22 protein-coding genes are annotated in these 26,215 nt (G+C 69.9%); 11 read left to right on the top strand and 11 right to left on the bottom strand.

Features of this window, described 5'->3' with window-relative positions:
- Positions 1-92 precede the first annotated feature (92 nt).
- Genes VGB24_RS23555 through VGB24_RS23565 form a run of 3 tightly spaced genes read left to right on the top strand, consistent with a single transcriptional unit; the run spans position 93 to position 2,635 of the window.
- Entirely contained in the window at positions 93-677 is a 585-nt protein-coding gene (locus tag VGB24_RS23555; protein WP_331075378.1) for a hypothetical protein, read from the top strand.
- A 13-nt stretch (positions 678-690) separates the two neighbouring features.
- A complete protein-coding gene (locus tag VGB24_RS23560) occupies positions 691-2,073 on the top strand; it encodes a hypothetical protein (protein ID WP_331075379.1) in 1,383 nt (460 codons plus the stop codon).
- Positions 2,060-2,635: a hypothetical protein gene (locus VGB24_RS23565; protein WP_331075380.1), complete on the top strand. Its 576-nt coding sequence runs from the start codon at positions 2,060-2,062 to the stop codon at positions 2,633-2,635. The genes VGB24_RS23560 and VGB24_RS23565 overlap by 14 nt, the downstream gene beginning before the upstream one ends.
- Positions 2,636-2,822: 187 nt before the next feature.
- On the opposite strand, the gene VGB24_RS23570 is transcribed toward VGB24_RS23565, so the two are convergent.
- Together VGB24_RS23570 and VGB24_RS23575 are read right to left on the bottom strand one after the other, a co-directional pair.
- On the bottom strand, positions 2,823-3,365 hold the full coding sequence (locus VGB24_RS23570; RefSeq protein ID WP_331075381.1) for a hypothetical protein: 543 nt from the start codon (positions 3,363-3,365) through the stop codon (positions 2,823-2,825).
- Between the two features lie 354 nt (positions 3,366-3,719).
- Positions 3,720-4,121: a response regulator gene (locus VGB24_RS23575; protein WP_331075382.1), complete on the bottom strand. Its 402-nt coding sequence runs from the start codon at positions 4,119-4,121 to the stop codon at positions 3,720-3,722.
- Positions 4,122-4,342: 221 nt separating this feature from the next.
- Here VGB24_RS23575 and VGB24_RS23580 point away from each other — a divergent pair, with 221 nt between their 5' ends.
- The 3 genes from VGB24_RS23580 to VGB24_RS23590 all read left to right on the top strand — a co-directional run bounded on the left by VGB24_RS23580 (position 4,343) and on the right by VGB24_RS23590 (position 8,286).
- On the top strand, positions 4,343-6,628 hold the full coding sequence (locus VGB24_RS23580; protein ID WP_331075383.1) for a hypothetical protein: 2,286 nt from the start codon (positions 4,343-4,345) through the stop codon (positions 6,626-6,628).
- Between the two features lie 60 nt (positions 6,629-6,688).
- On the top strand, positions 6,689-7,084 hold the full coding sequence (locus tag VGB24_RS23585) for a cupin domain-containing protein (protein WP_331075384.1): 396 nt from the start codon (positions 6,689-6,691) through the stop codon (positions 7,082-7,084).
- A 131-nt stretch (positions 7,085-7,215) separates the two neighbouring features.
- Entirely contained in the window at positions 7,216-8,286 is a 1,071-nt protein-coding gene (locus VGB24_RS23590) for a hypothetical protein (protein WP_331075385.1), read from the top strand.
- A 486-nt stretch (positions 8,287-8,772) separates the two neighbouring features.
- Here VGB24_RS23590 and VGB24_RS23595 read toward each other — a convergent pair whose 3' ends face one another.
- The 7 genes from VGB24_RS23595 to VGB24_RS23625 form a co-directional block, all read right to left on the bottom strand.
- Positions 8,773-9,579, bottom strand: a complete 807-nt coding sequence (locus VGB24_RS23595) for a S8 family peptidase (protein ID WP_331075386.1) — start codon at positions 9,577-9,579, stop codon at positions 8,773-8,775.
- Positions 9,576-10,796: an HlyD family secretion protein gene (locus tag VGB24_RS23600; protein ID WP_331075387.1), complete on the bottom strand. Its 1,221-nt coding sequence runs from the start codon at positions 10,794-10,796 to the stop codon at positions 9,576-9,578. The genes VGB24_RS23595 and VGB24_RS23600 overlap by 4 nt, the downstream gene beginning before the upstream one ends.
- Positions 10,793-12,652 (bottom strand): peptidase domain-containing ABC transporter, encoded by a 1,860-nt coding sequence (locus VGB24_RS23605; protein WP_331075388.1) that lies wholly within the window; start codon positions 12,650-12,652, stop codon positions 10,793-10,795. The genes VGB24_RS23600 and VGB24_RS23605 overlap by 4 nt, the downstream gene beginning before the upstream one ends.
- Positions 12,653-13,052: 400 nt before the next feature.
- Positions 13,053-15,098 (bottom strand): lanthionine synthetase LanC family protein, encoded by a 2,046-nt coding sequence (locus VGB24_RS23610; RefSeq protein ID WP_331075389.1) that lies wholly within the window; start codon positions 15,096-15,098, stop codon positions 13,053-13,055.
- A 49-nt stretch (positions 15,099-15,147) separates the two neighbouring features.
- The gene (locus VGB24_RS23615) at positions 15,148-16,122 is read right to left on the bottom strand and encodes a thiopeptide-type bacteriocin biosynthesis protein (RefSeq protein WP_331075390.1); all 975 of its coding nucleotides are present in this window, start codon (positions 16,120-16,122) and stop codon (positions 15,148-15,150) included.
- A 608-nt stretch (positions 16,123-16,730) separates the two neighbouring features.
- Positions 16,731-20,030 carry a lantibiotic dehydratase gene (locus VGB24_RS23620; protein WP_331075391.1) on the bottom strand — a complete coding sequence of 1,100 codons (3,300 nt, stop codon included), beginning with the start codon at positions 20,028-20,030 and terminating at the stop codon, positions 16,731-16,733.
- 379 nt (positions 20,031-20,409) lie between these two features.
- Positions 20,410-21,012 (bottom strand): hypothetical protein, encoded by a 603-nt coding sequence (locus VGB24_RS23625; RefSeq protein WP_331075392.1) that lies wholly within the window; start codon positions 21,010-21,012, stop codon positions 20,410-20,412.
- Positions 21,013-21,430: 418 nt separating this feature from the next.
- On the opposite strand from VGB24_RS23625, the gene VGB24_RS23630 reads away from it, so the two are divergent.
- Positions 21,431-22,060 carry a TlpA disulfide reductase family protein gene (locus VGB24_RS23630; RefSeq protein ID WP_331075393.1) on the top strand — a complete coding sequence of 210 codons (630 nt, stop codon included), beginning with the start codon at positions 21,431-21,433 and terminating at the stop codon, positions 22,058-22,060.
- A gap of 40 nt (positions 22,061-22,100) precedes the next feature.
- Here VGB24_RS23630 and VGB24_RS23635 read toward each other — a convergent pair whose 3' ends face one another.
- On the bottom strand, positions 22,101-22,340 hold the full coding sequence (locus VGB24_RS23635; protein ID WP_331075394.1) for a hypothetical protein: 240 nt from the start codon (positions 22,338-22,340) through the stop codon (positions 22,101-22,103).
- A gap of 424 nt (positions 22,341-22,764) precedes the next feature.
- On the opposite strand from VGB24_RS23635, the gene VGB24_RS23640 reads away from it, so the two are divergent.
- Both VGB24_RS23640 and VGB24_RS23645 read left to right on the top strand, forming a co-directional pair.
- Positions 22,765-23,124 carry a hypothetical protein gene (locus VGB24_RS23640; RefSeq protein WP_331075395.1) on the top strand — a complete coding sequence of 120 codons (360 nt, stop codon included), beginning with the start codon at positions 22,765-22,767 and terminating at the stop codon, positions 23,122-23,124.
- A 774-nt stretch (positions 23,125-23,898) separates the two neighbouring features.
- Positions 23,899-24,288 (top strand): hypothetical protein, encoded by a 390-nt coding sequence (locus VGB24_RS23645; RefSeq protein ID WP_331075396.1) that lies wholly within the window; start codon positions 23,899-23,901, stop codon positions 24,286-24,288.
- 47 nt (positions 24,289-24,335) lie between these two features.
- Here the strand turns inward: VGB24_RS23645 and VGB24_RS23650 are convergent, their stop codons facing one another.
- Positions 24,336-24,662, bottom strand: a complete 327-nt coding sequence (locus VGB24_RS23650; RefSeq protein WP_331075405.1) for an ABC transporter C-terminal domain-containing protein — start codon at positions 24,660-24,662, stop codon at positions 24,336-24,338.
- 259 nt (positions 24,663-24,921) lie between these two features.
- Here VGB24_RS23650 and VGB24_RS23655 point away from each other — a divergent pair, with 259 nt between their 5' ends.
- A complete protein-coding gene (locus tag VGB24_RS23655; protein WP_331075397.1) occupies positions 24,922-25,170 on the top strand; it encodes a helix-turn-helix transcriptional regulator in 249 nt (82 codons plus the stop codon).
- A 56-nt stretch (positions 25,171-25,226) separates the two neighbouring features.
- A complete protein-coding gene (locus VGB24_RS23660) occupies positions 25,227-26,213 on the top strand; it encodes an alpha/beta hydrolase (protein WP_331075398.1) in 987 nt (328 codons plus the stop codon).
- Positions 26,214-26,215 lie beyond the last annotated feature (2 nt).

The raw sequence follows: 26,215 nt of genomic DNA on the forward strand, positions 1-26,215 counted from the left end.
GGGCCCTGTCGCAGGTGGCCCGGGCTGGCGCGCCGTGGCGCGTCGCGCGCGCTTTTCCATTGCACGGCGAAGGGCGCCTGTGTAACGTGTGGATGGCTGCCTCTCCCTTTCCGTCCATCCTCCCCGCCACGCCCATGGACCGCATAGAGCTTCCCCTCATCCCTGGCTCGAAATCGCTGGGAGACGCGTTCGACCGCATGGCCGATTCCGGCGCGCACGCCGCCATCGTCATGCGCGCCGGGGGCGAGCCGTTTCTCGTCCGCAACACCGACCTGGATGCCGCCTTCGACCAGGGAATCGAGCGCATCGGGCAGGTCCAGGGCACTCCGCTGCACGCGGCGCAGGCCGAACTGGAGGGCTGGGAGGGCGCCCTGGACGACGCCGGCGCCAGCTACGGCATCGTGCTCCCCGAAGCCACGGCGGATTCCGGCGACGATGATTTTGGCGACGATGATTTTGGCGACGATGATTTCGGCGAGGAGGCAATCGGCTATGGGCCGCCCCCCGCGCGCGGACCCCGCATGCCCGCGACGGTGACGCTCGTGACCCGCCACGAGCGGCTCGCGGCCGAGATCCGGAACTCCGGTTCCGTCTGCCGGTGCACGGGACTACACAGGCACAAAGGCCACAAGGGCGCTGCGTGCCGCTTCTGCGGCTCGCCCGTCCGCTGCGCCTGAGGCGGGCCGTCCCATGATCCCGGGGCTAGGCAGCATCATCGAGCGCGTTACGGGGCTGTTCGGAAAGACGTACTTCCTGGCCGGCTTCTTTCCCGTGCTCTTTCTTGCGGGCGTATCGGTGCTGGCGGGGAACGACACCTCGCGGTGGGTCCACCAGCAGGTGAGCGGCTTTCGCGCGCTGGACGCGACGCGGCAGGCGTTCGCCTCGGGCGTGCTGCTGACCGTGGTGGCGATGGTCGGGTTCGTGTACTGGAGCGCGGCTCCCTGGTTTCGCGCGCTGCTGCAGGGTGCCGCCTTTCCGCGCCCGCTGCACGACCTCCTGGTTCAGCGGCAGCAGCGGCAGCTGCAATCGCTCGAGGCCGACGTAACCGCGTGCGGGGACCGCGCGTTCAACTATCGCACGCTTCACCCGGAGCCCCTGCTGCCGGCGGAAGCGGAGCCCGAACCGGAACCCGCCCCCGCCGCGCCCGCAACGCTGCTGGACCAGGTGCGCCGGGCGGCGACGGGGCTCATGCGCCCCGCTGCACCGCCGCCCGCCGAGGCGGCCGAACCGGACCCGGAGCCGGAGCCCGCGACCCTCACCTGGATGGACCGCCTGCTCGCCGCTCGCCAGCAGGGAAGCTCCAGGACGGACGCTCCCCCCGTCGAGCCGTCCCCGGCCCTGGTTGCCGCGTTCGACCACCTTCAGCAGCGCGTCTGGGGATTGGAGCCGGTGAACCCGCCGGTGCTGGACCAACTGTGCACGGCACTGGAAACGGAGATGGCCGCGGGGCCCGCCGGGCCCGGGATGGACCGGCTGCACGTGCGGTTCGAGTCGATGGCCACCTCGGCCCGGGCGCGCGCGGAAAACGCGCTGAACCGCACCCTGTCCGTGCGCCGGGCGCGGTTCCCGGTGAACCTGTCCGTCGTGGGCCCTACCCGGATGGCGAACGTGGCCGAGCTGTACCGCGACTACGCGCTCACCCGCTACCGGATGGACCCGGAGGTGTTCTGGCTGCACCTGCAGCGTGCCGCCGCCGCGGACGACAGGTTCCGGCCCATCCTGGAAGAGGCGCGGCTCAAGCTGGACGTGTCGGTGTCCATGGCCGTGGCGTGCGGGCTGGGGTCCCTGTGGGCCCTCGCCGTGGCTGAACGCGGCCACAGCGTGCCCCTCCTGGTGCTGACCGGCCTGGCGCTGCCCTTGGGCGCCGTCCTGTTCTACCGCGCCACCGTCGCCAACCTGCGCATGTACGGCGAGGCCGTGCGCGCCACGGTAGACCTGTTCCGCTTCGACGTCCTCGAGTCGCTGCACCTTTCCCTTCCCCTCGATTCGGTCGAGGAGCGGGCGATCTGGAACCGGCTGACGGTGAACAACCAGCTGCTGGGCGACGAGGAGGTGACGTATGCCAAGGCCTAGCCTGGTGCTCGTGGCGATCGCCGCGTGGCTGGTGCTGCTGGGCACCGGGTGGTACCTGGTCCGCACGCGCGAAGCCCCCGCCTGGAAAAAGCCCCCGGCGGGACACTGGGTGGCCGCGCGCCGGCTTCCCGCGATGGCGCAGCTGGACTCGGCAGACCTGGACAGGCCCTCCGACGCCGGGGGCAAGGTACTGCCCCCGCGGTCGTCGCTGGTCGGCAGGCACCTGGCCGGAGAGAAGCAGAAGGGGAACCCGATCACGGCCGTCGACCTCCACCCCCTCGCGATCGCCTCTCCGGCGGGCGGCCGTGTGCGGTTCGTGCTCGCGGCCCGCGCGGGCGAGGTTCCGGTGCTGGCACTGGCGTCGCCGGGCGATCTCCTGAGCCCCTGCCTGCGCGTCGGCAAGCCGGCGGGGTGGAGCTGCTCGGGCGCGCCCTTCACCATCGTGGCGCTGCACCGCCCCTCCGCGGCCCGCGACTCGCTCTGGGCGGTGCTGGACGCGGCCAGCGGCGAGGAGGCGGCCGCCTTCATGGCCGCCCCCACGCGGATCCTCCTGCGCCGCTGACGGCCCACGTCGCCAGCGAAAAAGCCCTCTCCCGACGCGATCGGGAGAGGGCTTCGTCCGTTCATTTTTCCGGCTCAGGCCGCCGCGTGCACCAGGGAGCGGACGTGCGAGGCGATTACGTCCGGGGCAGCATCCGCTCCTGCTCGATGGGCGACTGGGAGCCTTACAGCCACGATGGACCTTGTCCTCACGCGGGGGCTGCACGCACGATCTCGGCGATTCGGGTCTCCAGCACGCCCGTGGTGCTGCAGGTGAGGCGGTTGCTGCCCGCAGTGCCGCGCGGCTTCGCCCAACCCTGCACGGCCGTCGCGAGCGACGTGGCAGAATCTCCCACGGGCGTGACCTGCGATGTGACGACGATCTCCACCTCGTAGAAATCTGCGTTGTCCAGGCCTCGGCTGGTACCGCAGTTCAGTAGGCGCGACAGCCGCACTCCTTTCAAGCGCCCGTTCACCGTCTGGTTTCCCGAGCCCAAAATGCCGGCATCCTCGTCCCGGTTCCGCACCGTCAGTCCCACCGAGTCGAACGCCGCGCGCAGACCGTTCCATGCCTGCGCCCGTGGCACCGGGAGAGTCAGCGGGGCGCTCATGCTCTCATGCACTATTTTGACGCCCGCAACCTCGGTATTGATGCGGGGCATCTCCAAACGTGGGCCGGCCACGGGCTCCGTGCCGGTGGTGGTCGCACAGGCGCTCACCATCAACGGGAGGCAAACGATCCAGCGTGACATGGCGAGTCTCCTCATGCGGATGGCAGGGTGTGCCGCCAGCGGCGCGCCGGCAGGTGAGCTTGCGAACGCCAGCGCGACGGCGAGGCCGAGCAGGCGAAAGGTGGATCGTTGAGTGAGGATGTCCGGTGGGAGATCCGCGCCAAATGCACACACCGGTGTTCGATGCTCCCCGGAGCTAGAGAGCGTCGAATGCAACGGTCACGCCAGGGCCGCACTTGCGGTTTGTCTTGCCCTCGCTGCCTGCATGGGAGAGACCGGCGAGGTCAGGACGGATCTCTGCCCCGAGGAGCTGGATAATCCGAAGCCCTCCCCCGACGCGATCGGGAGAGGGCTTCATCCATTCAGTTTTCCGGCTCAGGCCGCCGCGTCCACCAGCGTCTTCACGTGGGAGGCGATGACGTCCGGCGGGCAGGGCTTCAGGAGCACCGCCGAGCACAGGCCGCGCATCCGCTCCTGCTCGATGGCAGACTGGGAGCCCGTGACCGCCACGATCGGCATGCGGGCGGCCGGCCAGCGCTCGCGCAGCGACAGGGCCGTGTCTACCCCATCCAGCCCCGGCATCATGATGTCCATCAGGACCACGTCGGGCCGGTGCGTGTACATGTGAAGAATCGCTTCGCCCCCGTGCGCCGCTTCCAGCACGTGGTATCCGCAGTCCAGCAGGAACGCGGCGTACGCCTGCCGCGTGGGCGCGTGATCGTCCACCACCAGCACCGTCTTTCGATCCATCATCAATCCTTTACCGTCGCAGGTCATGGGTCAGCGCTGGCCAGGCGCCGCAACCCGCCGTTTGGCAATGACTTGGATGATAGTGGACAATCGCGCGCCGCGGCATCCGGAAAGAGGGAACGTGTGTAGGGGGAGTTCCCGACACGCCGAGGGGGCCGCTTTCGCCGCCATATCCAGGCGTGGCGCGGCGCTTGCCGATTCACCGGTGAGCACGCCGTGGGGGCGTGCACGGAAATCGGCAGGATTCCATGAAGCTCCGCATGTTCCTGTGCGCGGCGCTCGTCCTGGGCGTGGCGCCTTGCGTCGCAGCCCAGCGCGACACCCTTCGCATCGGCACGCCGCGCGACAGCGTGCGCAGGGGCGCGCCGGCAGACTCGGGGCGCGCTCCCCGCGACAGCGTTCGCATCCGCATTCCCGGTGACGTGCGGCCGCTGGACACCACGCCGTGGATTCCGGGCCCGGGCAGCGAGCCGCTGGCGGACAGCATCTTCGACGCACCGGGCACGCGCGAGCTGGTGAACCGCGTGATCCGCTCCGGCAGCGCCGTGCCCGCCGCGCTGGACGACTACCGCGCCGACATGCGCGCCGCCATCTACCTGTCGCTGGCCTCCGACACCACCGACGCCGCGGAGCTGCCGGTGACCGTCGACGAGGTGGCGGGTGCGGTGCGCTGGAACGAGAGCGGCGCGGTGGAGCAGACCATCAGCGGGCACCGGATCAAGCTGCTGGCGCCCACGCCGTACACCATCGGGTCGCTGCTCGAGGCGCCGTGGATCATCCCGCACCTGTACGGCAACACCATCACCGTCTTCTCCCTGGCGGCCGCGCCCAACGCGCGGGCGCCGCTGGCGCAGGCCATCCACCCCTTCTCGTTCCGGGGCATCGACTTCTACCACTACGAGACGGGCGACACCGTTCGCGTCACCACCCAGGAGGGACGGCTGACCCTGGTGCCCGTGCGCGTGCGGCCCCGCGGCGACGCGCTGGAGCGCGCGGGAACCCACCGCGTGGTGGCGGGAACCTTCTTCGTGGACGTGGACCGCGCCGCCATCGCCCGCGCCCGCTTCGGGTTCGTGGAGCACAGCGGGCGCTTCATGGTTACCGAGACGGGATTGTTCTTCGAGCTGGAGAGCGCGCTGGTGGAGGGGCAGTACTGGCTGCCGGTGCGCCAGCGGCGCGAGATCCAGATCGGCTCGCCGCTGCTGGGGGGCACGGCGGCCGTGCGGCTGGTGACGGTGCTTTCCAACTTCGACCTGAACACGGGATGGACCCCGGAGGCCCGCGGCTCGCGCCTGGTGTGGCGGCTGGTGGATGGTGCGTTCGCGGGATGGCGCGGCGTGGGCGACGATACCGACGCCACGGACGTCGCCGACTTCGCGGACCTGCGCGCCCAGGTACGCCCGCCGGGCAGCACCCGCGGCGTGCAGGCGGCACTCCGCTACGAGCAGAGCGGGCACCTGTTCCGCTACAACCGGGTGGAAGGCCCGTTCCTGGGGCTGGGCACCGTCATCACCCCGCGAAACCCCGAGCGCCGCGACTGGGACGTGTACGCGCACGCCGGCTACGCGTTCAGCGAGGGCGTGCCGCGCGGCGAGCTTTCGTTCCGCTGGCACCCGGGACAGGGAACGGTGCCGCTGGGCCCGCGCTACGGCGCCGTGGTGGGCGGCTACCGGCGGCTGCGCGACATGACGTCGTTCCGCCCGCCGCTGCAGTGGGAGCTGGGGCACGCGCTGACCGCCGCGCTGGCCGGGTACGACGTGCGCGACTACTACGACGCGCTGGGCGCCGAGGCCTTCGCCACGCGCCGGCGAGACCGCTGGACGGCGCGCCTGGGCGGGCGCTGGGAGCGGCACGACTCGGTGACGGTGAACACCGACTCGTACGTGTTCGGCACGGCGGCCGAGTTTCCGTCCGTGGCGGCCGCGGAGCCCGGCACGCACGCGGCGGCGGAGGCGATGCTCCGCTACGCCCGCGGCACCGGCTCCTTCGGCGTGGGGAGCGGCCTGGTCGCGCAGCTCACCGCCGACCAGGGGTTCGGCGACTTCGGCATCACGCGGGCGCAGGCGCTGCTCTCCGTGCGCTTCCCGTCGAGGTACGTCACCGCCATCGGCCGGGCGGACGCGGGGACCATCGCCGGGCGGGCGCCCGCCCAGTTCCTGTACCGCTTCGGCGGGATCGAAGGGCTGCGGGGGTACGAGCGCAACGAGTTCGGCGGATCGACGGCGGCGCTGGGGCGCGGGCGGCTGCTGCTTCACCTGCCGCCGTACAGCAGCGAGCCGCTGCTCCGCGCGGGCGTGTTCCTGTTCCCGCCGCTGCGCCCCGCCCTCGTCCTTTCTGGCGACGCGGGGTGGTCCACCATCAACGACGAGTCGGCGCCCGCGCTGGCGCGGCTGGGCGCGCGCGAGACGGACGGGTGGCTCACCTCGTACGGGGCGGGCCTCAGCCTGTTCGAGGACGCGGTATCCATCGAGTACGTGTGGCCCGGCGACGGTGGCAAGGGCCGGTGGTACACGGGCTTCGTGGCGTATTTCTAGCGAGCGTCGTCAGGCCGACGAAGCTTTCGACCACAACCAGGACCGGAGCCGGAGCAACCCATGTCGTCCATCAACCGCCCCCTCGCGGGACCCGTGCTGGCCTTCGACCTTGCCGAGCAGATCGCCTCGATGCGCGCCGAAGATCCATACAGCCGCAGCGGCCGGGTGGGGCGCACGCTGGCCAAGAGCGGCCGCTTTCGCCTTACGCTCACCGTGATGAAGTCGGGGAACGAGATCGGCACGCACCACGCCGACAGCCCCATGACGCTGCAGGTGGTGGAAGGTGGGCTGCGGTTTCGCACCGACGGGCAGGAGTACACGCTGGGCGCGGGGCAGGTGCTCTTCTTTGGCCCCGGCGAGGCGCACGACATCCGCGCGGACCAGGACAGCGCCCTGCTGATCACCGTCTCGGCGATCGGCGACGACTACCGCCCGGGCGAAACGGCCGGCGCCTGATTGCGGTCGAAGATTGGGCTCACGTGGAAGTGTCCCCGCGTGAGCCCGTCTCTCAGTGCCGGACGTGACGGATCGCGGCGCCCGGCGTTATGATCCAGGAAGACGATGCACCGCCACAGCCCGATGATCCCATGACCCGCCTTCGTTCGCGCTTCTCCGCCGTGCTTGCCGCCGCCGTGGTGGCGGGCGCGTGCGACAATCCCGGCGGTCCGCACCGGCCCGGCGAATACAACCTCCAGGTGATCGGGGTGCCGCCGGGCGCGTCCAGCTTCACTCCGGCGGACGTGGACAAGCGCCTGGTCGTGGGCGCGGCCGAGGTGGGCGGGCGGATGGTGGCGGCGCAGTGGAACGGCGGCGGATGGACCCTGCTGAACACGGGCGCGCCGGCCGGGTGCGACTCGGAGGCCACCGCGATCTCGGGCGGCAACGTGGCGGGAGAAATCTCGTGCGGCGCCGACACCTACGGCTGGGCGACGGGGATCACCGGGCGCGTGGACCCGGCGCCGCACACGTTCGTCGACATCAACGCCGAGGGCACCGTGGCGGGCACCCGCGGGCGCGCGCAGGCAGACCTGCGCGCCTTCGTGGCCCGGAGCGGCTCGTTCACCGTGCTGCTGCCGCCCGGCGCCGAGGCCAGCGCCGCGGCGGGGATCGCCGACGACGGGCAGGTGGCGGTCACAGGCTTCAGCGGCTGCGGCGGCGAGGGGTGCACGAGCAGCACCGTCTGGCTGTGGCGCGCGGGAGAGTGGTCCGAAGCGCCCCTTCCGCGGGGAAGCGACCGGGCGGAGGCGGTGGCGGTGAGCAGCGAGGGGCACGTGGCCGGCTTCGGCATTCGCGACGCCGACCAGGACAGCATCCTCGACAACGACCTGCAGCCGGTGTTCGTGTGGGAGCGCGACGACGACCTGGATGGGCTGCCGGTGATCCCGGGGACGCGCGTCGTCGTGCGCGACGTGGCCAGCTCGGCGTTCGTCGTGGGCTCGGCGCTGCGCCCGGACCGTCCCGCGCAGCCTACCTACGGCGTGATCTGGGGCAAGGGGCGGCTGTACTACCTTACCGAGCGGATGATGCGGGAGTTCGAGGACTGGCAGATCGAGGCCGCGCTGGGCATCGACGACCAGGGCCACATCGCCGGCATCGGCACGCACCGGGAGACGGGGGAAACGGGAGCGGTGCTGCTGATCCCCGTCAACCCGCCCTGACGCCCCTCACCCGGCGGCCCTCACCCGGCCGCGCTGACACGCGTGCCACCCTCTCCCACAAACAGCGTGGGAGAGGGGGTACACACCAGGGCCTCGTCGAATGAAACCGTTCAGGCGCGACCATCTGTCATCCTGAGGCCAAGCCACACCACACTCGCCCGTACACGATCCCTCGCGGGCCGAAGGATCCAGCCGCGGACGCGTACAACCCAGGACGCGGCAGCGGGCACGGAAGCCGGGGCCTCGGCCCGGGGCAAACCCAAAGAAAGCGCCGGGCCCTCCTGAGCGGGTGAACCCGCCGCTCGGAAAGCGGTAAGCCCCGACTCGGGCCGCTGTCGCGTCCCGCTCGGGGCTTCAACGTCGTGCGCACCAAATCTGCCGAAGCGCGATCGAATTCTCCCTTTCCCCCGCTTGCGGGGGAGAGGGCCGGGGAGAGAGGGCTGCCGGACGCATGAGCGACAGCCAGCCCCATCCGGCAGCGAAGTTCTACCTCTCTCCTGCCTTGGACGGATCGTGCTCTGGCGGCTCGATCGACGGCAGGGCGAAGCGGGAGAGCATCTCGCGGACCTCCTCGATCGTGGAGCCCGGGTGCGCCTCCAGGATCAGCGCCACGATGCCCGCCACGTTCGGCGCGGCGAAGCTGGTGCCGTGCTTCACCATCCGCTCCCCGCCGAGCCACGTGACTTCCTGGTCCGCACCCCAGGCCACGCACTCCATGGCGTGCTCCGCCCGGTAGCGGAACTCGTAGGGCGAGGCGAACCTCGCCGCCGACACGCCGATCACGTTCTCGAAGATCGCGGGATAGCTCCAGCCGTTGGCGTTGTGCCCCGCCGTGACGACGATGATCCCCGCGCGGCGCGCCCGTTCGCACGCCGCGTACAGCGGGTGCAGGGCGTACTCCAGCCGCGTACCCAGGCTCACGTTGATCACCTGCACCCCCGCCTCGATGGCCCACAGCAGCGCGGCGTGGATGGTGCCCGGCGACGTTTCCAGCTGCTTGCCGAACACGCGGACGGGCACCACCCGCGCATTCGGCGCCACCCGCAGCACCAGGTCTACGCACGCGGTGCCGTGGCCCAGGACGTCGCGATCGTCGTCGTTCCGCCCGAGCGCGAAATCGTCCTCCGGGTCCACGAACGAGATGCCCGGCAGCACGCGCGGATCGCCGATCGTACGGTCCCACCCGCTGTCGATCACCGCCACGCGAATGCCCCGCCCCGTGGCCCCGCCCAGCGCCTCGCGCACCCAGGCGGGGGGCTCCGCGCGCTCCAGCACCTGCTCGGCGCCGTTCACTTCCGGTTCAGCTTTTCGGCCACGTAGTTCCACGCCAGCTCCAGGATGCGCCCGGACCGGGTGACCACGTTGGCGCTGACGCTGTAGCCGCGCCGAAAGCGCTCGAGCTCGCCCGGCTCCACCTGGTCGCGGTCCAGCGAGGCCACCACGCGGTACACGCCGCCTCCCGTGGGCGCGGACGCGGGGGCGCCCCCCGCCGCGGGCGCGGCACCGGACGCGCCGGACCCTGCCGGCTCCGACGCCACGTGGGTGACGCGGCCCTCCAGCTGGCGGCGGTCCGACTGGCGGAAGGCCTGCACCTCCAGCCGCACGCGGTCGCCCAGCTGGATCTTGTTCACGTCGCGCTCGGGCACCAGCATGGTCACCCGCCAGTCGGCCAGGTCGCCCACCTCGAGCAGCGTAACGCCTTCCTGCACCAGCGCCCCGGGCAGCCGCCGCTCCACGTCGTCGGTCAGCACCACCCCCGCGGCGGGCGCGAGCACCGTGCTGCGGGTGATGCGCTGCTGGGCCTCGGCGATCTGGGCGCGCAGCCGGTCGATCTCCGTTCCCGTCTTGCGCTCGTCGAACCCGCGCAGCGCCAGCATTCCCGTTTCCGTGCCGGTCAGCCGGATCTCGGCCTCGGCGCCGCGCACCTCGCCCACGGCCAGGTCCAGCGTCACGTGCTGCCCCGGCCGGTGCGTGGCCAGCATCGAGTCGACGTTGGTGCCCAGTCCGTGCTCCACCATCCGCTGCAGCAGCGTGGCCCGCGAGGTGGTCAGCCGGGCGCGGGCGCGGTCGAGCTTTTCGGACTGCTGCGCCCGCTCCAGCGGCGTGGCGGCCGCGCTGCGCGCCCGGTCGATCTCCGCCGACCGCAGCTGCGCCTGCAACTGGGCCAGCTGCGTTTCCAGGGCCAACGCGTCCAGCCTCACCACCGGCTGCCCCGCGGCCACCGTGTCGCCGGTCTTCACCAGCACCTCGCGCACCACCCCGCCGGCCTGCGCGCGCACCGGCCACAGCTGCACCGGCTCCAGCACGCCCGAGGTCTTCACCGTGATGTCCATGCTCACGAACATCGACACCAGCAGGCCGGAAACGAGCAGCAGCGCGACGAAGCCCAGCGTGTAGCTCACCGCGCGCTTGGCGAACCCCGCCCCCGGCTGCCAGTCGTCGGGCAGCTCGGGAAGCCGCAGGGGAATCACGGTGGCCGGGGGCTTCTCGGCCTTCTTGGGCACGTTCATGGCGTCACCGCGTGGCCGGGGCCACGGCGCGGGGCTGGGGCCGGGGCGGCCGGGGCCACGGCGCGAAGCCGCCGGCCGTCTTCGGACATCTCGCCGGCGCCCAGCAGCTGGCGGTAGGCGTCGTTGCTCTGCAGCAGCTCGGCGTGGGTGCCGGACCCGGTCACCTTGCCCTTCTCGAGCACGATGATCTGGTCGGCCATGGCCGCCGTCGCCACGCGGTGGGTGACGAAGACGATCGTCTTGCCCTGCAGGCGGCCGAACAGGTCGCGAAGGATCTCCGACTCGGTGGCCATGTCCACGTTGGAGGTGGCCTCGTCGAGCAGCAGCACGGGGGCGCCGCGGATCAGGGCGCGGGCCAGCGACAGCCGCTGCCGCTGGCCGCCGGAGAGGGTGGATCCCCACTCGCCCACGGGCGTCTCGTACCCCTCGGGAAGGTCGCGGATCAGCGGCTCCAGCCGGCACAGCTTCACCGCGTCGTCCACCTCGGCCCTCGTGGGATTTTCCGAGCCCAGCGTCAGGTTTTCCCAGATGGTGCCCTGCATCAGGCTGAACTCCTGCCAGACGACGGACACCTGCCGCCGCAGGTCGTTGATGGCGATGCTGGTGGCGGGGATGCCATCGAAGAACACCTGCCCCTCGTCGGGCTCCTCCATACGGGTCAGCAGGCGCAGGACGGACGACTTGCCCACCCCGCTGTGGCCCACGACCGCCGTGATCATCCCTGCGGGAAAGTGGATGCTCACCCCGCGCAGCACGGGCTTTTCCGGGGTGTAGCCGAAGGTCAGGTCGCGCAGGCGGATGTCGCCCACCAGCACGTGCTTCAGCGGCTGGGGCGGAAGGTACGAGATCGCGGGGTCCTGCTCGGTGGGCGAGTCCAGGTACTCGAACATGCGCCCCAGGCTCACGGCCGACTGCTGGAACTCGGAGAAGAGCCCCGTGATCTGGCTGATGGGGTTGTACAGGTAGCCGATGTAGGCGCTGAACGCGATGTAGTCGCCCAGCGTCATCTCCTGCGCCAGGATCAGGCGCCACGCGTACCAGGTGTAGAGCGCCGTTCCCAGCGCCCGCACGATGGCGTTCGTGGCGCCGAACACCTGGCTGTACCCCCCGCCCTTCAGCTGCACGGTCCGCGCTTCTTTGACCTGCTCCTCGGCGCGGGCGTACACCCGGTGCTCGCCGCCCATCGCCTTGAGCGTGCGGATGTGGCTGAGCACCTCTACCTGGAAGGCGCCCAGCTCGGCGAAGGCCTCGGCGCTCTTCTTCCAGTACTTTCTCATCAGCCGCGCCGACATCGTGGTGATCAGCACCGTCAGGGGAACGGTGATCAGCGACACGATGGCCAGCTTCCACTGCAGCAGGAAGAGGAAGGGCGGAACCAGGATCAGGTACGCGCCGTTAACGAACAGCGTCTCGAACACGCGCGACACCGTGTTCAGCGAGGTGCGCATGTCGCCGAACCGGCTCATGATCTCGCCCACCCGGTGCTCGTCGAAGAAGCGGACGCGCAGGTGCTGCAGGTGGTTGAAGAAGAGCAGCCCGGTGGCGCTGGTCAGGTGCGAGGTGGTGTACATGGTGAAGTAGCCGCGGATGGCGCCCATCACCGACTGGGCGACGGCGACGGCCAGCAGGCCGGCCACCAGCACGTGCATCAGCGTGACCGAGCGGGTGGGGTACACCTCGTCGATCAGCAGCTTGGACAGGTACGGGGTGATCATGCCGATCATGCCCAGCACCAGCCCCAGGGCCATCCCCTTGGCGAGGGGGGCCCAGTACGGGCGGATCAGCCGGATCAGCCGCATGAACTGCTGAAAGGCTTCCCGCAGCGGCGGGATTTCTGTAGGTGGGCGTGGCGGCATCAGGCCATCGGCATGGAACGCGTAGTCAGGTGTGGTTCGCGGCCCGGACGAGGCGCGGGAACACGGGGTTCATCCTCGTCTTTTTCGGCCAGCTTGTAAAGATAGTCGCGGGAGGGCGATTCTGCACCTCCGGGGTCCCCCCATCCCCCCGCCCCTCCCCCGCAAACTGCGCGGGAGCGCGGAGAAGTTCAGGCGGGATCAGGCTGGGTGCGGTGCATTCGGAAGGCGCCCCCCATCCCCAACCCTTCCCCCGCAAACTGCCGCGGGGGAAGGGAGCCAGTCCGGTGGGCTTCGGCTGGCCTGGTGCGCCCGGCTTCGCGAGCAGTCCGCGAAGGCGGACTTCGGGCCGTCGTTGCCGCGAATTCACTCGCCCCAGCAGGGCCGAGGCCCCGGCGTCTCCCTACCGCGCCGCCCCCACCAGGCCGCGCGCCAGGGTCACGAAGCCCGCGCGGTACGCCTGGGTCAGCTGCTGCAGGACGCGCTCCTCAAGCCAGTCGCGGTTCACTTCGCCTTCGCCTCCCGACACGGCGGCGTTCACCGTGTCGATCAGCTCGTCGGCGGTCGCGGGCTCGCGCACGCTCTCCAGGATCACCGCCGCGAAAGGGCTCAACGCGCGCACCACCGGCCGGCCGCCGGTGAACTGCACCAGCCAGTGCGTCTCGTCCTCCTCCTCGTCCCCCTGCGGGCCGGCGGCGCCCGCGGCGGCGCGGGCGGCCCAATCCCAGCGCGTGCTCACCACGCGGGCCCGGGGCGAAAGCTCCACCCGGCCCTCGCGCCAGTCCACCTCCGCCGCGGCAGGCCGGGCCAGCCCCTCCAGGTACTCCGTGGTGAAGTCCGTCACCGAACGGGCCAGCTCGTAGCGCGCACGGTCCACCGCGAACGCGTCTTCCAGCCGCTCGCGCAGCGCCGGGTCCGCCTCGTCGCGCACGCGGGCGGCGAGCACCTCGTACGCGGCCACCACGTCCGACGTGCGCGGAGCGGGGCCCATGCGTGCCAGCGGCAGCTCCGGCGCAATGCCCATCCCGCGGAAGGCGGCGAGCGTGCCGCCGAAGTGCGCGGCGACGGAGCGCTCCTGCTCGCCTCGCCAGCCCTCCTCGCCCGCCGTGCCCCCGCGCGACGCCGAAGCGTCCGGCGCCTCCAGGAGCAGCACGGAGGGCACCCGGGGGTGCGCCAGCCGCAGCAGGAAATACCCGATGCCGGCTTCGCCCAGCAGCAGCCCGGGGTCCGACACGGCGCCCAAGGTGCCGCAGGGCCAGGGCGGCCCGTCGGGGCCACCGTGCAGCTCGATGCCGGCGAAGGCGCTCTCCAGCGCGGGTTGGCGCAGCGACTCGTCGCCCAGCACCCGGGCGGCCACCATCAGCGTTTCGGCGTTGCCGCCGCGGCCGTGGCACAGCGAGTAGTTGCTGAGCCCGTGTCCGCTCACCGTGCCCGCCGTGGTGGCGCAGGCAGCCAGCACCTCGTCGCGGTACAGCGGGTCAGACAGCAGCTGCCAGGCGCGCACGCGGCTGAGCCCGATGCCCGGCGCACCGTGGCACCACGCGCTCATGTAGCGGGTGTGCTGCGGCTGCAGGCCGCCGCCGGCCAGCAGCAGGTCGCGCAGCTCGTCCAGCCGCCCCTCGTACTGGAACTCGCCCAGCTCGGTGTTGCGCAGGTCGGGCCAGTTGTTGGGCTGGGGATTGAAGAAGGCCCGCTCGTACAGGAACGCCTGCTCCGCGCCGTAGCGGTAGCGGCCGTCGCCCGTGGCGGCGTACAGCTCCAGCAGCCCGTGCCCGACGCCGGCCGCGCCGTGGGCGTAGCCGTTCAGGTTGCGGACGGCGGTGTTGCGCATGGTGCTCCACGACCAGCCCTCGGCCTCGCGCGTGGCCGTCGCCACCAGGTGGTCGCCCAGCCCCCGCGCGATCCCCAGGGCCAGCTCCGCGTCCACGTACCGGGTGAGCTGCAGCAGGGCGGGGATCGCGCCGCCGGCCCCGGCGATCACGTCCAACCCCGCGTCGCGGCTCTCGTTGCCCGCCAGCGGCCGGAGAAGGTCTTCGGCCTGCGCATGGAACTCCGGGTGCCCCAGCAGCTCGCCCGTCCGCGCGGCCGCGTAGGCGATCCCCACGCGGCCGCTGTGGTATCCGAAGCTGGTGTCCGGCAGCGACGCACCCTGGCGCAGGGCGAAGCGGATGGCGCCCAGCGCGGTGCGGGCCAGGCCGGCATCGCCCGTTACGGCGTGCAGCTCGGCCAGGTACCGCGCGATCCCCGCCGTTCCCTCGTACACCGTGCCGGTGGCGGGGGTGGGGACGGCGCGGCGCGCTCGCAGGTTCGCCCGGTCGGGCTGCATCACGTGCCACGTGCAGGCGTCGTCCGTCCACCGCGCGCCCTCCACGAGCCGCCGGCCGATGGCCTGCGCCGCTTCCATCAGCGATTCCGTGCGGGGCTCGTCCGTGCGGTGCTGCGTATCCATCGAGAAACGGTCCTTGTGGGTGCGGAAAAGACGGATCGGGCCGTGGGGCTCAGGCTTCGGCCCCTTCGGGGGAGCTTTGCAGCGCGCGGTGGACCAGGTATCCCAGGTAGCTTTCTTCCTGGATGGTGATGCCCAGGCGGTTGTTCATCATGTGCACGTAGCTGGGAACGATGCCCCGCACCACCTGCTGCCAGTCGCCGACCGGCTGCCCGGCCACCTGCACCCGGCCTTCGTCGAACAGCGCCCGCAGCTCGGCCCGGCGCGCCTCGAGCCCCTCGCCGTAGCGGTCCAGCGCCTCGGACAGCTCCTCGCCCTCGTCCATGCGCTCCCACACCTCGTTGACGTAGTCCGCGAGGGTCTGCGCCTGCTGCTCGAACCCGCGGTCGAAGGCGCTGATGAACGTCTCGCGTCCCTCGTCTTCGCGGGCGAGCGAGCGCAGGTAGCTGGTGGAGTAGTTTTGAGCAAACGTGGTGGCGCGCTCGCGGGTTTCGCAGAAGACGTGGCAGGCCATCACGGTGCAGAGCAGCCCCTTGCCCAGCCGCGACGACCGTTCGCCGCCCATGCGGGCCAGGAGCGCGTACGCGGTGTCGCTGGAGTCCTGGAACATGCGCTCGGCGACCACCAGCGCGTCCGGGCCGCCGTAGCGCTGCGTTTCCGGCTCGTATGCCACGCGCGCCAGGTGCGTCACGCCCGGGGGCTGGTCGTCGGCGCGGCTGTACGAGGGCGTCTCGGGAAGCTCGTCCACCCGCACGCTCGGATGCGATGCGCGCACGTGCTCTACCAGCGCGGGCCACGCGGTGCCTTCGAGCACGCCGGTGCGTCCATGCAGGCGCAGGCGCACGTGCGGGCCGTGCTCGCTGTAGCGGATGAAGAAGTGCTGGTCGGCCCAGCCCTCGGCCATGCAGCGGCGGACGAACGGCTCGACGTGGTCCGTGACCACCTGGTCGCACTCGGCGGCGTAGATCCAGCCGTTGATGAACAGGTAGACGCTCAGCCAGCCGTGCTCGTGCCGCGGTTCGGTCATGTGGCGTGTGGTTCGGTGGATCACTGGACGCGGGGCCCCCGGGGTGCCCCTCCCCCGGGTTGCCCCTCCCCCGGCCCCTCCCCGCACAAACTGCGTGCGGAGAGGGGGGAACTTCGTGCCGGAGAAGGCTGGATGCGGCGCATGCCGCGGGAGCCCCGTCCCCCCGGCCCCCGGCCCCCGCTTCGCAGGGGAGGGGGAGAACTTCATACCGGTTGAGGCTGGGTTTGGTGCATGCCCAAGGCGCCCCCCATCCCCAGCCCTTCCCCCGCAAACTGCCGCGGGGGAAGGGAGCCAGCCCGGTGCGCTTCGGTGGGCCTGGTGCACTCCACTCCGCGTGCAGTCCGCGAAGGCGGACTTCGGGCCGTCGTTGCCGCGACTTCAGTCGCCCCAGCAGGGCCGAGGCCGCGCCCGAGCCTGGTGTGTACCCCCACTCCCACGCTGTTTGTGGGAGAGGGTCGCACGCGTGTCAGCGCGGCGGGGTGAGGGCCCCACGGCAGCCGAGGCCTCGGCTTCGGTGACCGCTGCCGCGCCCTGACTGGTACGTGTCCGCGGCTGGATCCTTCGGCCCGCCAGGTACGGCGTTAGGGCGGGTTCGGTGTGGCTTGGCTTCAGGATGACACCGCCAGCGCCGGCTCCGCGGCTTCGGACGGGGTTGCGGCGGTGCCGCCGGGGAAGGCGAGCTGCACCACCAGCTCCGTGACGAACCGGTCGTCGCCGTGGCGCGGCAGGCCGTCCCGGTCCGGCAGGCGCTCTTCGAACACCGCCTGGAACCGCTTGAGCCCCGCGGCGATGCGCCCCAGCATCGCCACCAGCAGCGGATTGCCGAAGTCCATAAACTGCGGCTTATAGAAGTCGCGCGACGCCTGGGTGGGCTTCGGCCGCTGCGCGGCGTTTGCATCCGCTCCGGCGGCCGCAGGGGTCCCCGCTTCGCGCGCGGCGGGCTCGGCCTCGGGCTCCTGCTCGTCTTCGTGCGCGTCGGCTTCGACCTCGGCGGCGCCCTCGTAGCCCGGGATCTCGTCCACTACCTCGGGCGGCGCCTCCGCCTGCTCGGGCGCGGGCTGGCCCGCGGGCGTCGAACGGGGCTCCGGGACGGGGTTGATGCGGAAATAGCCCGTCTCCGGAATCCCGCTCTCCCGCCGCCAGCGATTGATCCGCACGAAGAACTCGGACGCGCTCTCGTCCGTGCGGCGTTGGGGAAGCAGCGTCCCGGGCACCGACCAGCGGCGCCGCGTCAGCACCAGGCTGCCTCCGAACGTCAGCCGCGGGCGATAGCCGATCGTGGGCTGCGGCTGCGGGTGGACGGCGTCGGCCGGGGCTGCTGCGGGGGCAACCGTATCCGCGCCTGCATCGACCGTGTCCGCTCCTCCATCCACGGTGTCCGCCCCGCCATCGACCGTATCCGCGCCTGCAGCGACCGTATCCGCTCCCCCATCCACCGTATCCGCCCCACCATCGACCGTGTCGGCGCCGAACGGATTCGCGGCTACCGTGTCCGCGCCCTGGTCAACGGTGTCGGCGCCCTGGTCGACGGTATCCGCGCCCCCATCCACCGTATCAGCGCCGCCCCCGTCCTGCGCGATGACGGCGGGGGCGACGTGCAGGCCTTCCACCGTGGCGGGGCGAGCTCCGTGGCCGTGTGCCGGCTGCGCGTGCGACTCGGGGACGGTCGGGGCGAACATCACCGGCGGGGTGAACCGCGACAGCAACTGGTACAGCGGCGGGCGCATCCGCGGGTTCAGGAAGCCCAAATCCACCGGGATCACCCGGCGGCCCGTGGGCCCGTGCGCCAGCCGCAGCGCGTACGGGTCGTCAGGGTCGGGCTGCACCACGATTTCGCTGCTGGGAAGCTGCGCCTCCGTCGCGCCGCTCTCGCCCGTGGGATAGCTGATCTCCCACCGCATCAGCGGCGGATGCAGGTTGGCGTTGAACTGCGCGTCGCCGCAGATCTCGGCCAGCATGTCGTCCGTGAGCGACGCGTTCCCCGTCCGCACGTCTTCCTGCACGTCGTCGGGGAGCATGTACAGGAAGCGCGAGAAGTACTTGCCGTACCCCGCCGTGTAGCTGCCGCCGTGCAGCACGAACGACGGCGCGCCGCCCTCCTCCTCTGCCGGCACCAGCAGGCCGAACGCGCCCATGGAGCGCGGCACGTCGCTGACCGTTTCCACCCCCGCCAGCGCCAGCCGCACGTCGTCCACCGTCAGGTCCACGACGGCGGCATCCGGCTCGGCCGCCCATCGTTCGCGGAAGGCCTCGCTCAACTGCGTGCGCGCGGCCGAGAGGCTGCGGATGACGTCCAGGCCGAACGGGTTGCCCACGTCGTATCCGCCCAGCGCCTCCCTGGGGGCGCCGCCGCGCTGCTTCGCTTCCTTCTCGACGTGCGCCTTGAAGTGCTCGCGGTAGAACTCCTCGTAGAACCGCAGCAGAGGCACGCCCGGCGAGTCGCCGTAGTAGGTCTGGTAGAAATGCCGCATGGTGGCCTGCTCGGACCGCGGCCACCCCAGGCTGGACGTCAGCCGCGCCCACTCTTCCCAGGCGCCGAACGCGCGCCGCACCCCCGGCGTCAGCGCGATCTCGGCGCCCGCGGCGGCGGTGGCGTCCTCGTAGAACGGCATGTCGCGGCGCAGACGGCCGCTGACTTCCATCTCCACCAGCGCGCTTTCGATCAGCGCGTGGATCTCGTCGATCAGCGCGCCGCGCCCGTCCACCGGCGCGTTGCCGTACGCCTCCACTCGCTCGCGCAGCACGCCCAGTAGCTGCGACGTGCGGCGGGCGTGCTCGTCGTCGATGCGGTCCAGCAGCTCGCGGAAAGGCAGGTCCCAGTCCGCGTCCTGCTCGCGGATGCCGGTGTGGAAGCGCAGGAACCCGATCTGGATCAGCTTGTCGAGGTACGCCTCGGCTTCTTCGGGCGTGGCGTCGATCTCCGGGTCGCTGCAAAGCGCGCCGATCAGGTCGCCCAGCGTGGGGCGTCCGGCCTGCGCGCAGCGGTCGGCGATCAGGTCCAGCACCTCGTTGTCGGCCATGCGCTGAAAGACCTCGCGCCCGTCGATGGCCGTCAGGAACACCAGCCGCCCATCCTCCTTGCGAAGGGTGGGGTTGGGCTCGATGGCCAGCCGGTGCCGCACCGTGGGGCGGGTCTTCAGGTGCTCGAAGAGCAGGCCGTACAGGAACTTGTTGATGCGGACGAAGCTGCGCTTGGTGCGCGGGTCGCCGGTGAAGCGCATCCGCCCCTCGTCCTGGTCCCCGCCGGCTTCGACGAAGGTGCCGGGGATGACGGCGCAGAAGGTAGCGAACGGCGTGGCCTTGGCGGCCATCCGCGTGTAGTAGCGCAGCAGCCCGCGCTCCGTCTTCTCGTCGCGCCCGCTGAGCGTGCCGCGCTCGGCCGCCGCGTCGTAGCGCCCCAGGTTACCGTACAGGGCGCGGCTGGACACCATCAGCCCCTTCCGGAAGTCGCCGTCGCGCACCAGCTCGCGGAAGCGCCGGCGCAGGGCCGTGACCTCTTCGTCGTGCGCGGCGCCGATTCTGGCGTTCAGCTCGCGGGCGCGCTCCAGGTCGGCGACGAAGGCGCGCACCTGCTCGCCCGTCGCCTCGTCCAGCGCGGCCAGCGTGTCGTTCACCTTCTGCGCGGCGGGGGCGCGGCCGTTGTACAGCTCGCGCTTAAGGGCCACCAGGCGGTTGCGCACCGGCTTTTCGGTGGTGCCGCCGATGGCCTCGAACAGCATCCGCGACACTTCCTCGCGCCGCTCGCCGATTCGCGCCTCCACCTCGGCCAGCTCGTCCACCAGCGCCAGGGTGCGCTCGGCGCGCAGCGTGTCGACCGTGTCCACGGGTGCGCCAGACACGCGGCACACGAAGCGCGGGAACAGCGCGTCGGCCGTGGCGGCGGGCTCGTCCATCCAGGGTTCCATCATCCCGCGGACCGGTGTGCCGGGCAGTCCGGCGTGGAAAGAGGCGTAAATCGGCAGGCGATACCGGCGTGAGCGCCCCTGCGGCCAGGCCAGGGTCGCATAGCGAAGCTAATTACGCGTGTCGGAGGCCCGCAAGTACGTGAGCCGCCAACTTTGAAACAGATTTTTGTGAAGCGAGGGCTGCCACGCCTTCCGGTCGCAAACGTGTGCGGGAGCGGTCACCAGTGCGGCGGCCGCAGAAGGGAGGCGCTTCGATCGAGGCCGGCGCATGCCTCGGCTGACCTCTCCCCCCGGCCCCCTCTCCCGCGAGCGGGAGAGGGGGAGAATTCGCTCGCGATTCGACAGGACTGCGCTGGCTGGGACCGCTCAAACGGATGCGCGGTCAGGGGACGAGCTGGACGGACCACTCCAGCAACGCGTCGGCGCGGATGTTCGTGACCAGGCGCGGCGATGCGGGCGGCGCGTCGAATCGGAACTGGCGGTCGGAGGATACGAGTACCTTCATCGTGTCCGATCCCTCCTTGGGGATCAGTACCCATGGAACGACGACGGGTGAGGGGATCGGCCCGGTTCCCGAGATGCTGGTGCCCTTGCCTCCCCGATAGAACGACACGTTCCAGTGCTCGTACTCCGGCGCCGGGAGCGTTCCCGAGGAGCCCCGGATGATGGGAAGCACAAGATCTTGCCCGCTGCGGAGCGTCACCGAGGCGCTGCCGCCCCGCGCCATGCTGAACACGGTGAACTCGGACTGCGGCACGGCGCCGAGCGTCGGCACGGGAAGCCGCACGCGAAGCCCGCCGGCGACGGCTGCGCTGTCCAGCGGCACCCGGGCAAAGAACACCGCGGACTGCCCACTCACCCCTTTCGCGACCACGTTCTGCACGCGGAGGGTGTCGCTGCGAAAGTGGATGCGGTCCCCCCCGTCCAGTGAGTAGAACGAGGCACTCACGTGCGTCGAATCGGCGCCGAAGCCACGCGTACTCACCTGTACCTCGGCTGCGACGGATTTGGCCGGTCCGGTAGGGACGATGCATCCAGCAGCGAGCGCGAGCAGGACGAGGGCGGCGTGACGGCGAACGTTGGGCATGCGACGGATTCGGAGTCTTGGAGAGGCGGGGGTGCGTTCGCGAGAGAACGCGTGAAGGGGCGAATCGGGACAGACTCCCAACCCCGCAATCCCCCGCTTTGCTTTCACGCCGCCGTAACGTCGGTCAAGGACGGCCTTGGCCACGAGCGGGGTCCGGCGCGATCCGCGTGAGCAATAGCGGCAATGTCGGTTCGTCTCCGGTGTGCGAGTATGGAGTCGCTGCATTGCCGCATGCACATGGCGGCGTTACCTTCCTTTACACCCTCCATCGCCCCGCCTTCCCGAGACACGTGTCTCTTTTCCCCACGGACCACCCATGCGTCTGCTTCCCCGCCACCCTGTGGCCCGTTTCGCGCTCGCAAGCTTCGCCGTACTCGTGGTCGGTGCCGCGACCGTAGTGCGCGCGCAAGGGAAGAACTCCCTGGCGGCGCTCCCGGCTGTCGGCACTCCGGTGCCAAGGTTCGATTTCGAGATGCTGGGGCACCCCGCGGGAGCACGGCTCTCGCCGGATCGACTGGCCGGGAAACCCGCCCTGCTCGTAATCTGGTCGGCTGATTGTAGATTCTCCCTCCAGGCGCTGGCCGGGCTGGAACGTCTCCGGGCGAAGTATGAGCCGCATGGAGTACCGGTCGTGATCGTCGCCCATCAAGGGGACGCGAAACGAATGCGCCGGTTCGCGGACAGTGCGGGGGTGCGGATGCCGATCGCGCTCGCGAATGGAGGGGAGCACGTGCTCGCGGATCCGGCGGCGTGGACGCGTCTGACCGCGAAGAGCAGCTTTCCCAAGTTCCTGGTCGTCGACGCGAACGGGCGGGTGGCGTACCGGACGATCGGTGTCGCGCCGCAAGACAGCGCGGGGCGTCAGCACCCATTTCCCCAACTCGAGTCGGTGCTGGATTCCCTGACCGCGCCGGCCCGCCAGAGTAGTACCGTCAAACGCTTGTAGCTCATCTTCCGGCGCGGGAGCCGACGGCCACCGCGCGCGCTTACGGGCGGGCGTGCGTTGCCCACGCCGTCGCGGCCTCGGCGGCGTCGCGCAGGTCGTCGCCGAACTCCAGGACGGCCTCGGCCACGAGCGGGTCCATCGGGGGCGCCTCGTCCGGCACGGCGCGGGCGAGCTTGATGCTGGAGTACGCGATGGACTCGAACGCCCCGAACCGGTCCGTCAGCATCTCCAGCAGGCGTGTGGGCGAGGTCCGCTCCCCTTCGATTGCCCTGGCGCGCATCTACTCCTCCCGTCTTTCCGTTTGCGCCCTCTACTCGGGACGCCTACAATCCATGAGTGGCATCGTCGTCCGGCGCCACTCTCCCCGGGGAGTATTCTACTGTGAATACTCCCCGCTGTCAACAGATGTGATTATTACCTAGGTGCCACTTGGCCGAGCCGGAGAAGATCGCGACCGTAGTGCGTGAGGTGATTGAGGAGAGCGGACTCCCTCGCACCCTCGTCGCTCAAGATGCTCACCTGAGCCGTGCGACATTAATTACGTGGCTGGCAGGCACGCGCACGCCGCAACCGGAGAGCGTGATGCAACTGGCCGATGGATTGGAGCGCAGGGCCAATCAACTCCAAGCCCTAGTGTCCCGGCTGCGTCGAACGCTTGCAGAGTGACGAGAGCAGCACGATTGCCTCCATTTTTCGACAGCCTAATGACAATCAAATCCACTCCTAATCAAACACCGCGCATCTACCGGGTCCGGAATATCACGCAGCAGGAGGAGGAGCGAATTCTCGACTTCTTGCAAGGGGCTGTTTACTTGTGGTGCAAAGACCGCCCTGCAGACTGGTTCGGGCTCCGTGACTTCATGGGGGGAGCGAACAAAAATTGGCACGGCACCGCCTTGCAGGGCTTGTACGATCGGCATGCGGTGACGATGAGCCCGGCAGATTCGTCTCGACGGGCGGCGATCGACGGGGGGCGTTTGCTCAAGCGAGTTCTGCATGCAGACGCACGCGAATTCGAGGCGCGGAAGGGATATCGCACAGCAGAGTACCGCATGTTACCGTAGGTTCAGTCTTTTTCGTAGAACCACTCTGAGAGGAGCAACATCATGGCAGCCTCGCGTGAGGACTTTTTGTCGTCGTTGGGGGCGTTGTTCAAAGAATGCGAACGGCTCGGATTGGCGTTCATCGGAGTCACGTCTGGGGCGTTGCATCGGCAGGTCGGGGGCTACCCAGGCAACCACCGGATGCCGGTTTGCTGCAGTGTCATGCGGAGTGTGATGCGCGCAGGCGACTCAATTGTAGCGAAACCGCCAAAGGGGGACGGCGCAACCCTTCTCATCCATTATTCCTTGCCCCGCCCCTAAACCGAACACCCGAGGGGCGTCAAGCGGGACCTAGACTAAGCCGGGCCTCCTCAAGTCCTACCGGTGGCGTAGAGCGCCTCCCGCTTACCGGCCACCTCGAAAGCCGCCGTCCGGCACCGCGCGGCGGCGGCCGCACATACGTTTCATCAATGGTGGGCGGTTCCTGCAGCGCCTGCGCTCGCCATCAAAGATGATGGGCGGAAATCTTGCTTTAAGGGTGCTGGTCGTTACTCTATCCTAATCCGCTCGGTGGTGAATGACAAAGAAAAACGAAAACGATCCATCGGATCACGACCGAACCTCGTCCGACAAGCGTTCGCCGAGCGAGAAGAAGTCGCGAGGGAACGTCCGCGAAAAGCGCAGCCCTAACAACGGTCCGTCCAACACGGGCAACCCTGATAAAGCAGACCGCGGTAATAATCCACCGAAACCTAAGGGTACTCAGAGCACCGGCCCTCGCCGGACACCGAAGAAATGAAGCTGAGCGACGTCCGCACCGCCTACGAAGTGAACAGCGGGAAGGCGAGTGACATCGCTCGCCAACTTGGCTTTGCTGGGATCGCGTTGATCTGGCTCTTCCGGACCGAAGTAGCGGGGCAGCCGCAGATTCCCGACGCGCTCCTCACACCGGGGTTGATGATTGTAATCGCCCTCACGTTCGATCTGTTGCAGTATGTGAGCGGGGCTATCGTGTGGAGCGTATACAATCGGCGAGCAGAGCGTCTGGGGAGGTCACAGGACGAGGAATTTGACGTGCCTCCCGCGATCAACTGGCCAGCCCTATTCTTCTTCTGGGCGAAAGTGGCGTTCCTCGCGCTGGCCTATGTTCACCTCGGCCTGTTTGTCGCTGGATCGATTGTATGATCCTCCGTCTCGCGAAGTGGTGACCCGACTGGCTCTCGCGCGAGCGTCTACGCCCGGGCGTCCTCCAGTTCCGACCAGCGCGCGTAGAGCGCATCCACCGCCTCGCCGGCCTCTTTGAACGCCGCCGTCACCCGCGCCACCTCGTCGGCGGGACCGGCGTAGAGCGTGGGGTCGGCGAGGCGCGCAGAGAGTTCTTCCTTGCGCGCCTCGGCCGCGGTGATGGCGGCCTCCATCCCATCCAGCTCCTTCTTTTCCTTGTAGCTCAGCTTGCGTCCGCCCTCGTCCTTCTTGCCGGGGGCAGCGGCCGTCGCGGCCTTGCGCGCGGTCGTCTGGGCGGTGGCGGCTTCGGCCTCCTTTTGCTCCTTCAGGCGGATTCGAACGCCCCGAACCGGTCCGTCAACATCTCCAGCAGGCGCGTGGGCGAGGTCCGCTCCCCTTCGATTACCTTGGCGCGCACCGACTCCTCCCGTCTTTCCGTTTGCGCCCCGTCAACAGGACGCCTACAATCCGAACGCGAGCGGAACGCAGGTGATATAGCCAAGGTCGTTGCCCAGTCTTGCCTGCGATCCGCACCCACTCGGCACGTAGTCTAGAAAGATCACGCGCCGCTCTCAGACTACGCTGAGGTGAGGTTTGGCTAAGCCGGCGGACGTTCAGACCGTAGCCCGAGAGGTCACCGAGGAGAGCGGGCTGACCCGCACCCAGATCGCCGAGGACGCGAATCTGAGCCGAGCGACGATGATCGCTTGGCTGGCCGGCACGCGCACGCCGCAGCCGGAGAGCGTTGCCCAGTTAGCGGATGGGCTGGAGCGGCGGGCGAAGCATCTGCACTTACTCATATCCAGACTACGCAAAGCAGTCCACACGCCCACATCAGCGTGAATGACAGCCCATCCGCCTTCCCTCGCATCGTAAGGGTGCGCCGCGTTGCCGCCGGCATGGCCGTCCTGCTCCTGGTTGTCGCGCTCATCGGCGCGACGTACGAGACGCTTTCCCGCCGGAGGGCGCGGCGTGACCATCCGCCTCCGGGCAGGTTGATCGACATTGGCGGCCGGCGCATCCAGGTGGACTGCCGCGGAATGGGCTCACCCACCGTGGTCCTCGAGTCCGGACTGGACCGCAACGGTTCGCTGAGCTGGGTATCCGTGCACGATCCAATCGCCGAGACGACCCGGACTTGCGCGTACAGCCGGGCCGGGATGATGTGGAGCGATGCGGCGAAGGGCCCCTTCAACAGCGCCCGGGCGGCCGAGGATCTCCACACCGCGCTCATTCGCGCCGGGGAGCGCCCGCCCTGGGTGATGGTCGGCCACTCGGCGGGAGGCCCTTACACGATGGTGTTCACCGGGCGCTACCCGAGCGAGGTTGCCGGTCTCGTGTTCGTGGACATCCCTCATCCCGATCATCTCGAACGGGTGGAGCAGGCGACGGGCATCTCCCCTTCTGCGGGTGATCGTGCCAGGAAGGCGGCCGCGGTCACCATGGGTCCTCTCCTCGTCCGGCTTGGGGTTGCCCGCTTGGCCCCCATGGGCGAAGCGCCCCATTCATGGACGGATTCCATGATCGCGGCACATCGCGCGTTCTTCCCCTCCTCGACAGCGGCCCTCCTGGAGGAAGTGCACGCGTTCGACGGCACGCTTCGCCGGGCCGGCCGATTTCAGCAGTTGGGGAGCCGTCCGCTCGTCGTACTGAGCGCGACAGGCAGATCGCCCGCAGTGCGCAATCGGAACGCGATCACGCCCCCCATGGAAGAGCGTCTGCAAGCGACCAGGTTCCAGCTCCAGCAAGAGATGGCGACATGGTCATCCCGGAGCCGCCACGAGCCCGTGGATGCCGGGCACAACATCCAGTTTGAGCGCCCTGATGTTGTGATCCGCGCGGTTCGCAACGTCGTCGTCGACGCACGGGCGTTGAGAAACGAATAGAA

This window comes from Longimicrobium sp., from assembly GCF_036399935.1.
Taxonomy (GTDB): Bacteria; Gemmatimonadota; Gemmatimonadetes; order Longimicrobiales; family Longimicrobiaceae; genus Longimicrobium.

Bases quoted from the DNA above. Each gene is read 5' to 3' on its own strand.
- VGB24_RS23600 (WP_331075387.1), bottom strand. From the start codon at position 10,796: ATGAACGTGCCCAAGAAGGCCGAGAAGCCCCCGGCCACCGTGATTCCC.
- VGB24_RS23645 (WP_331075396.1), top strand. From the start codon at position 23,899: ATGAAGCTGAGCGACGTCCGCACCGCCTACGAAGTGAACAGCGGGAAG.
- VGB24_RS23605 (WP_331075388.1), bottom strand. From the start codon at position 12,652: ATGCCGCCACGCCCACCTACAGAAATCCCGCCGCTGCGGGAAGCCTTT.
- VGB24_RS23560 (WP_331075379.1), top strand. From the start codon at position 691: ATGATCCCGGGGCTAGGCAGCATCATCGAGCGCGTTACGGGGCTGTTC.
- VGB24_RS23635 (WP_331075394.1), bottom strand. From the start codon at position 22,340: ATGCGCGCCAGGGCAATCGAAGGGGAGCGGACCTCGCCCACACGCCTG.
- VGB24_RS23575 (WP_331075382.1), bottom strand. From the start codon at position 4,121: ATGACCTGCGACGGTAAAGGATTGATGATGGATCGAAAGACGGTGCTG.
- VGB24_RS23580 (WP_331075383.1), top strand. From the start codon at position 4,343: ATGAAGCTCCGCATGTTCCTGTGCGCGGCGCTCGTCCTGGGCGTGGCG.
- VGB24_RS23585 (WP_331075384.1), top strand. From the start codon at position 6,689: ATGTCGTCCATCAACCGCCCCCTCGCGGGACCCGTGCTGGCCTTCGAC.
- VGB24_RS23570 (WP_331075381.1), bottom strand. From the start codon at position 3,365: ATGTCACGCTGGATCGTTTGCCTCCCGTTGATGGTGAGCGCCTGTGCG.
- VGB24_RS23615 (WP_331075390.1), bottom strand. From the start codon at position 16,122: ATGACCGAACCGCGGCACGAGCACGGCTGGCTGAGCGTCTACCTGTTC.
- VGB24_RS23640 (WP_331075395.1), top strand. From the start codon at position 22,765: ATGACAATCAAATCCACTCCTAATCAAACACCGCGCATCTACCGGGTC.
- VGB24_RS23620 (WP_331075391.1), bottom strand. From the start codon at position 20,030: ATGATGGAACCCTGGATGGACGAGCCCGCCGCCACGGCCGACGCGCTG.
- VGB24_RS23555 (WP_331075378.1), top strand. From the start codon at position 93: ATGGCTGCCTCTCCCTTTCCGTCCATCCTCCCCGCCACGCCCATGGAC.
- VGB24_RS23590 (WP_331075385.1), top strand. From the start codon at position 7,216: ATGACCCGCCTTCGTTCGCGCTTCTCCGCCGTGCTTGCCGCCGCCGTG.
- VGB24_RS23660 (WP_331075398.1), top strand. From the start codon at position 25,227: ATGGCCGTCCTGCTCCTGGTTGTCGCGCTCATCGGCGCGACGTACGAG.
- VGB24_RS23565 (WP_331075380.1), top strand. From the start codon at position 2,060: ATGCCAAGGCCTAGCCTGGTGCTCGTGGCGATCGCCGCGTGGCTGGTG.
- VGB24_RS23630 (WP_331075393.1), top strand. From the start codon at position 21,431: ATGCGTCTGCTTCCCCGCCACCCTGTGGCCCGTTTCGCGCTCGCAAGC.
- VGB24_RS23610 (WP_331075389.1), bottom strand. From the start codon at position 15,098: ATGGATACGCAGCACCGCACGGACGAGCCCCGCACGGAATCGCTGATG.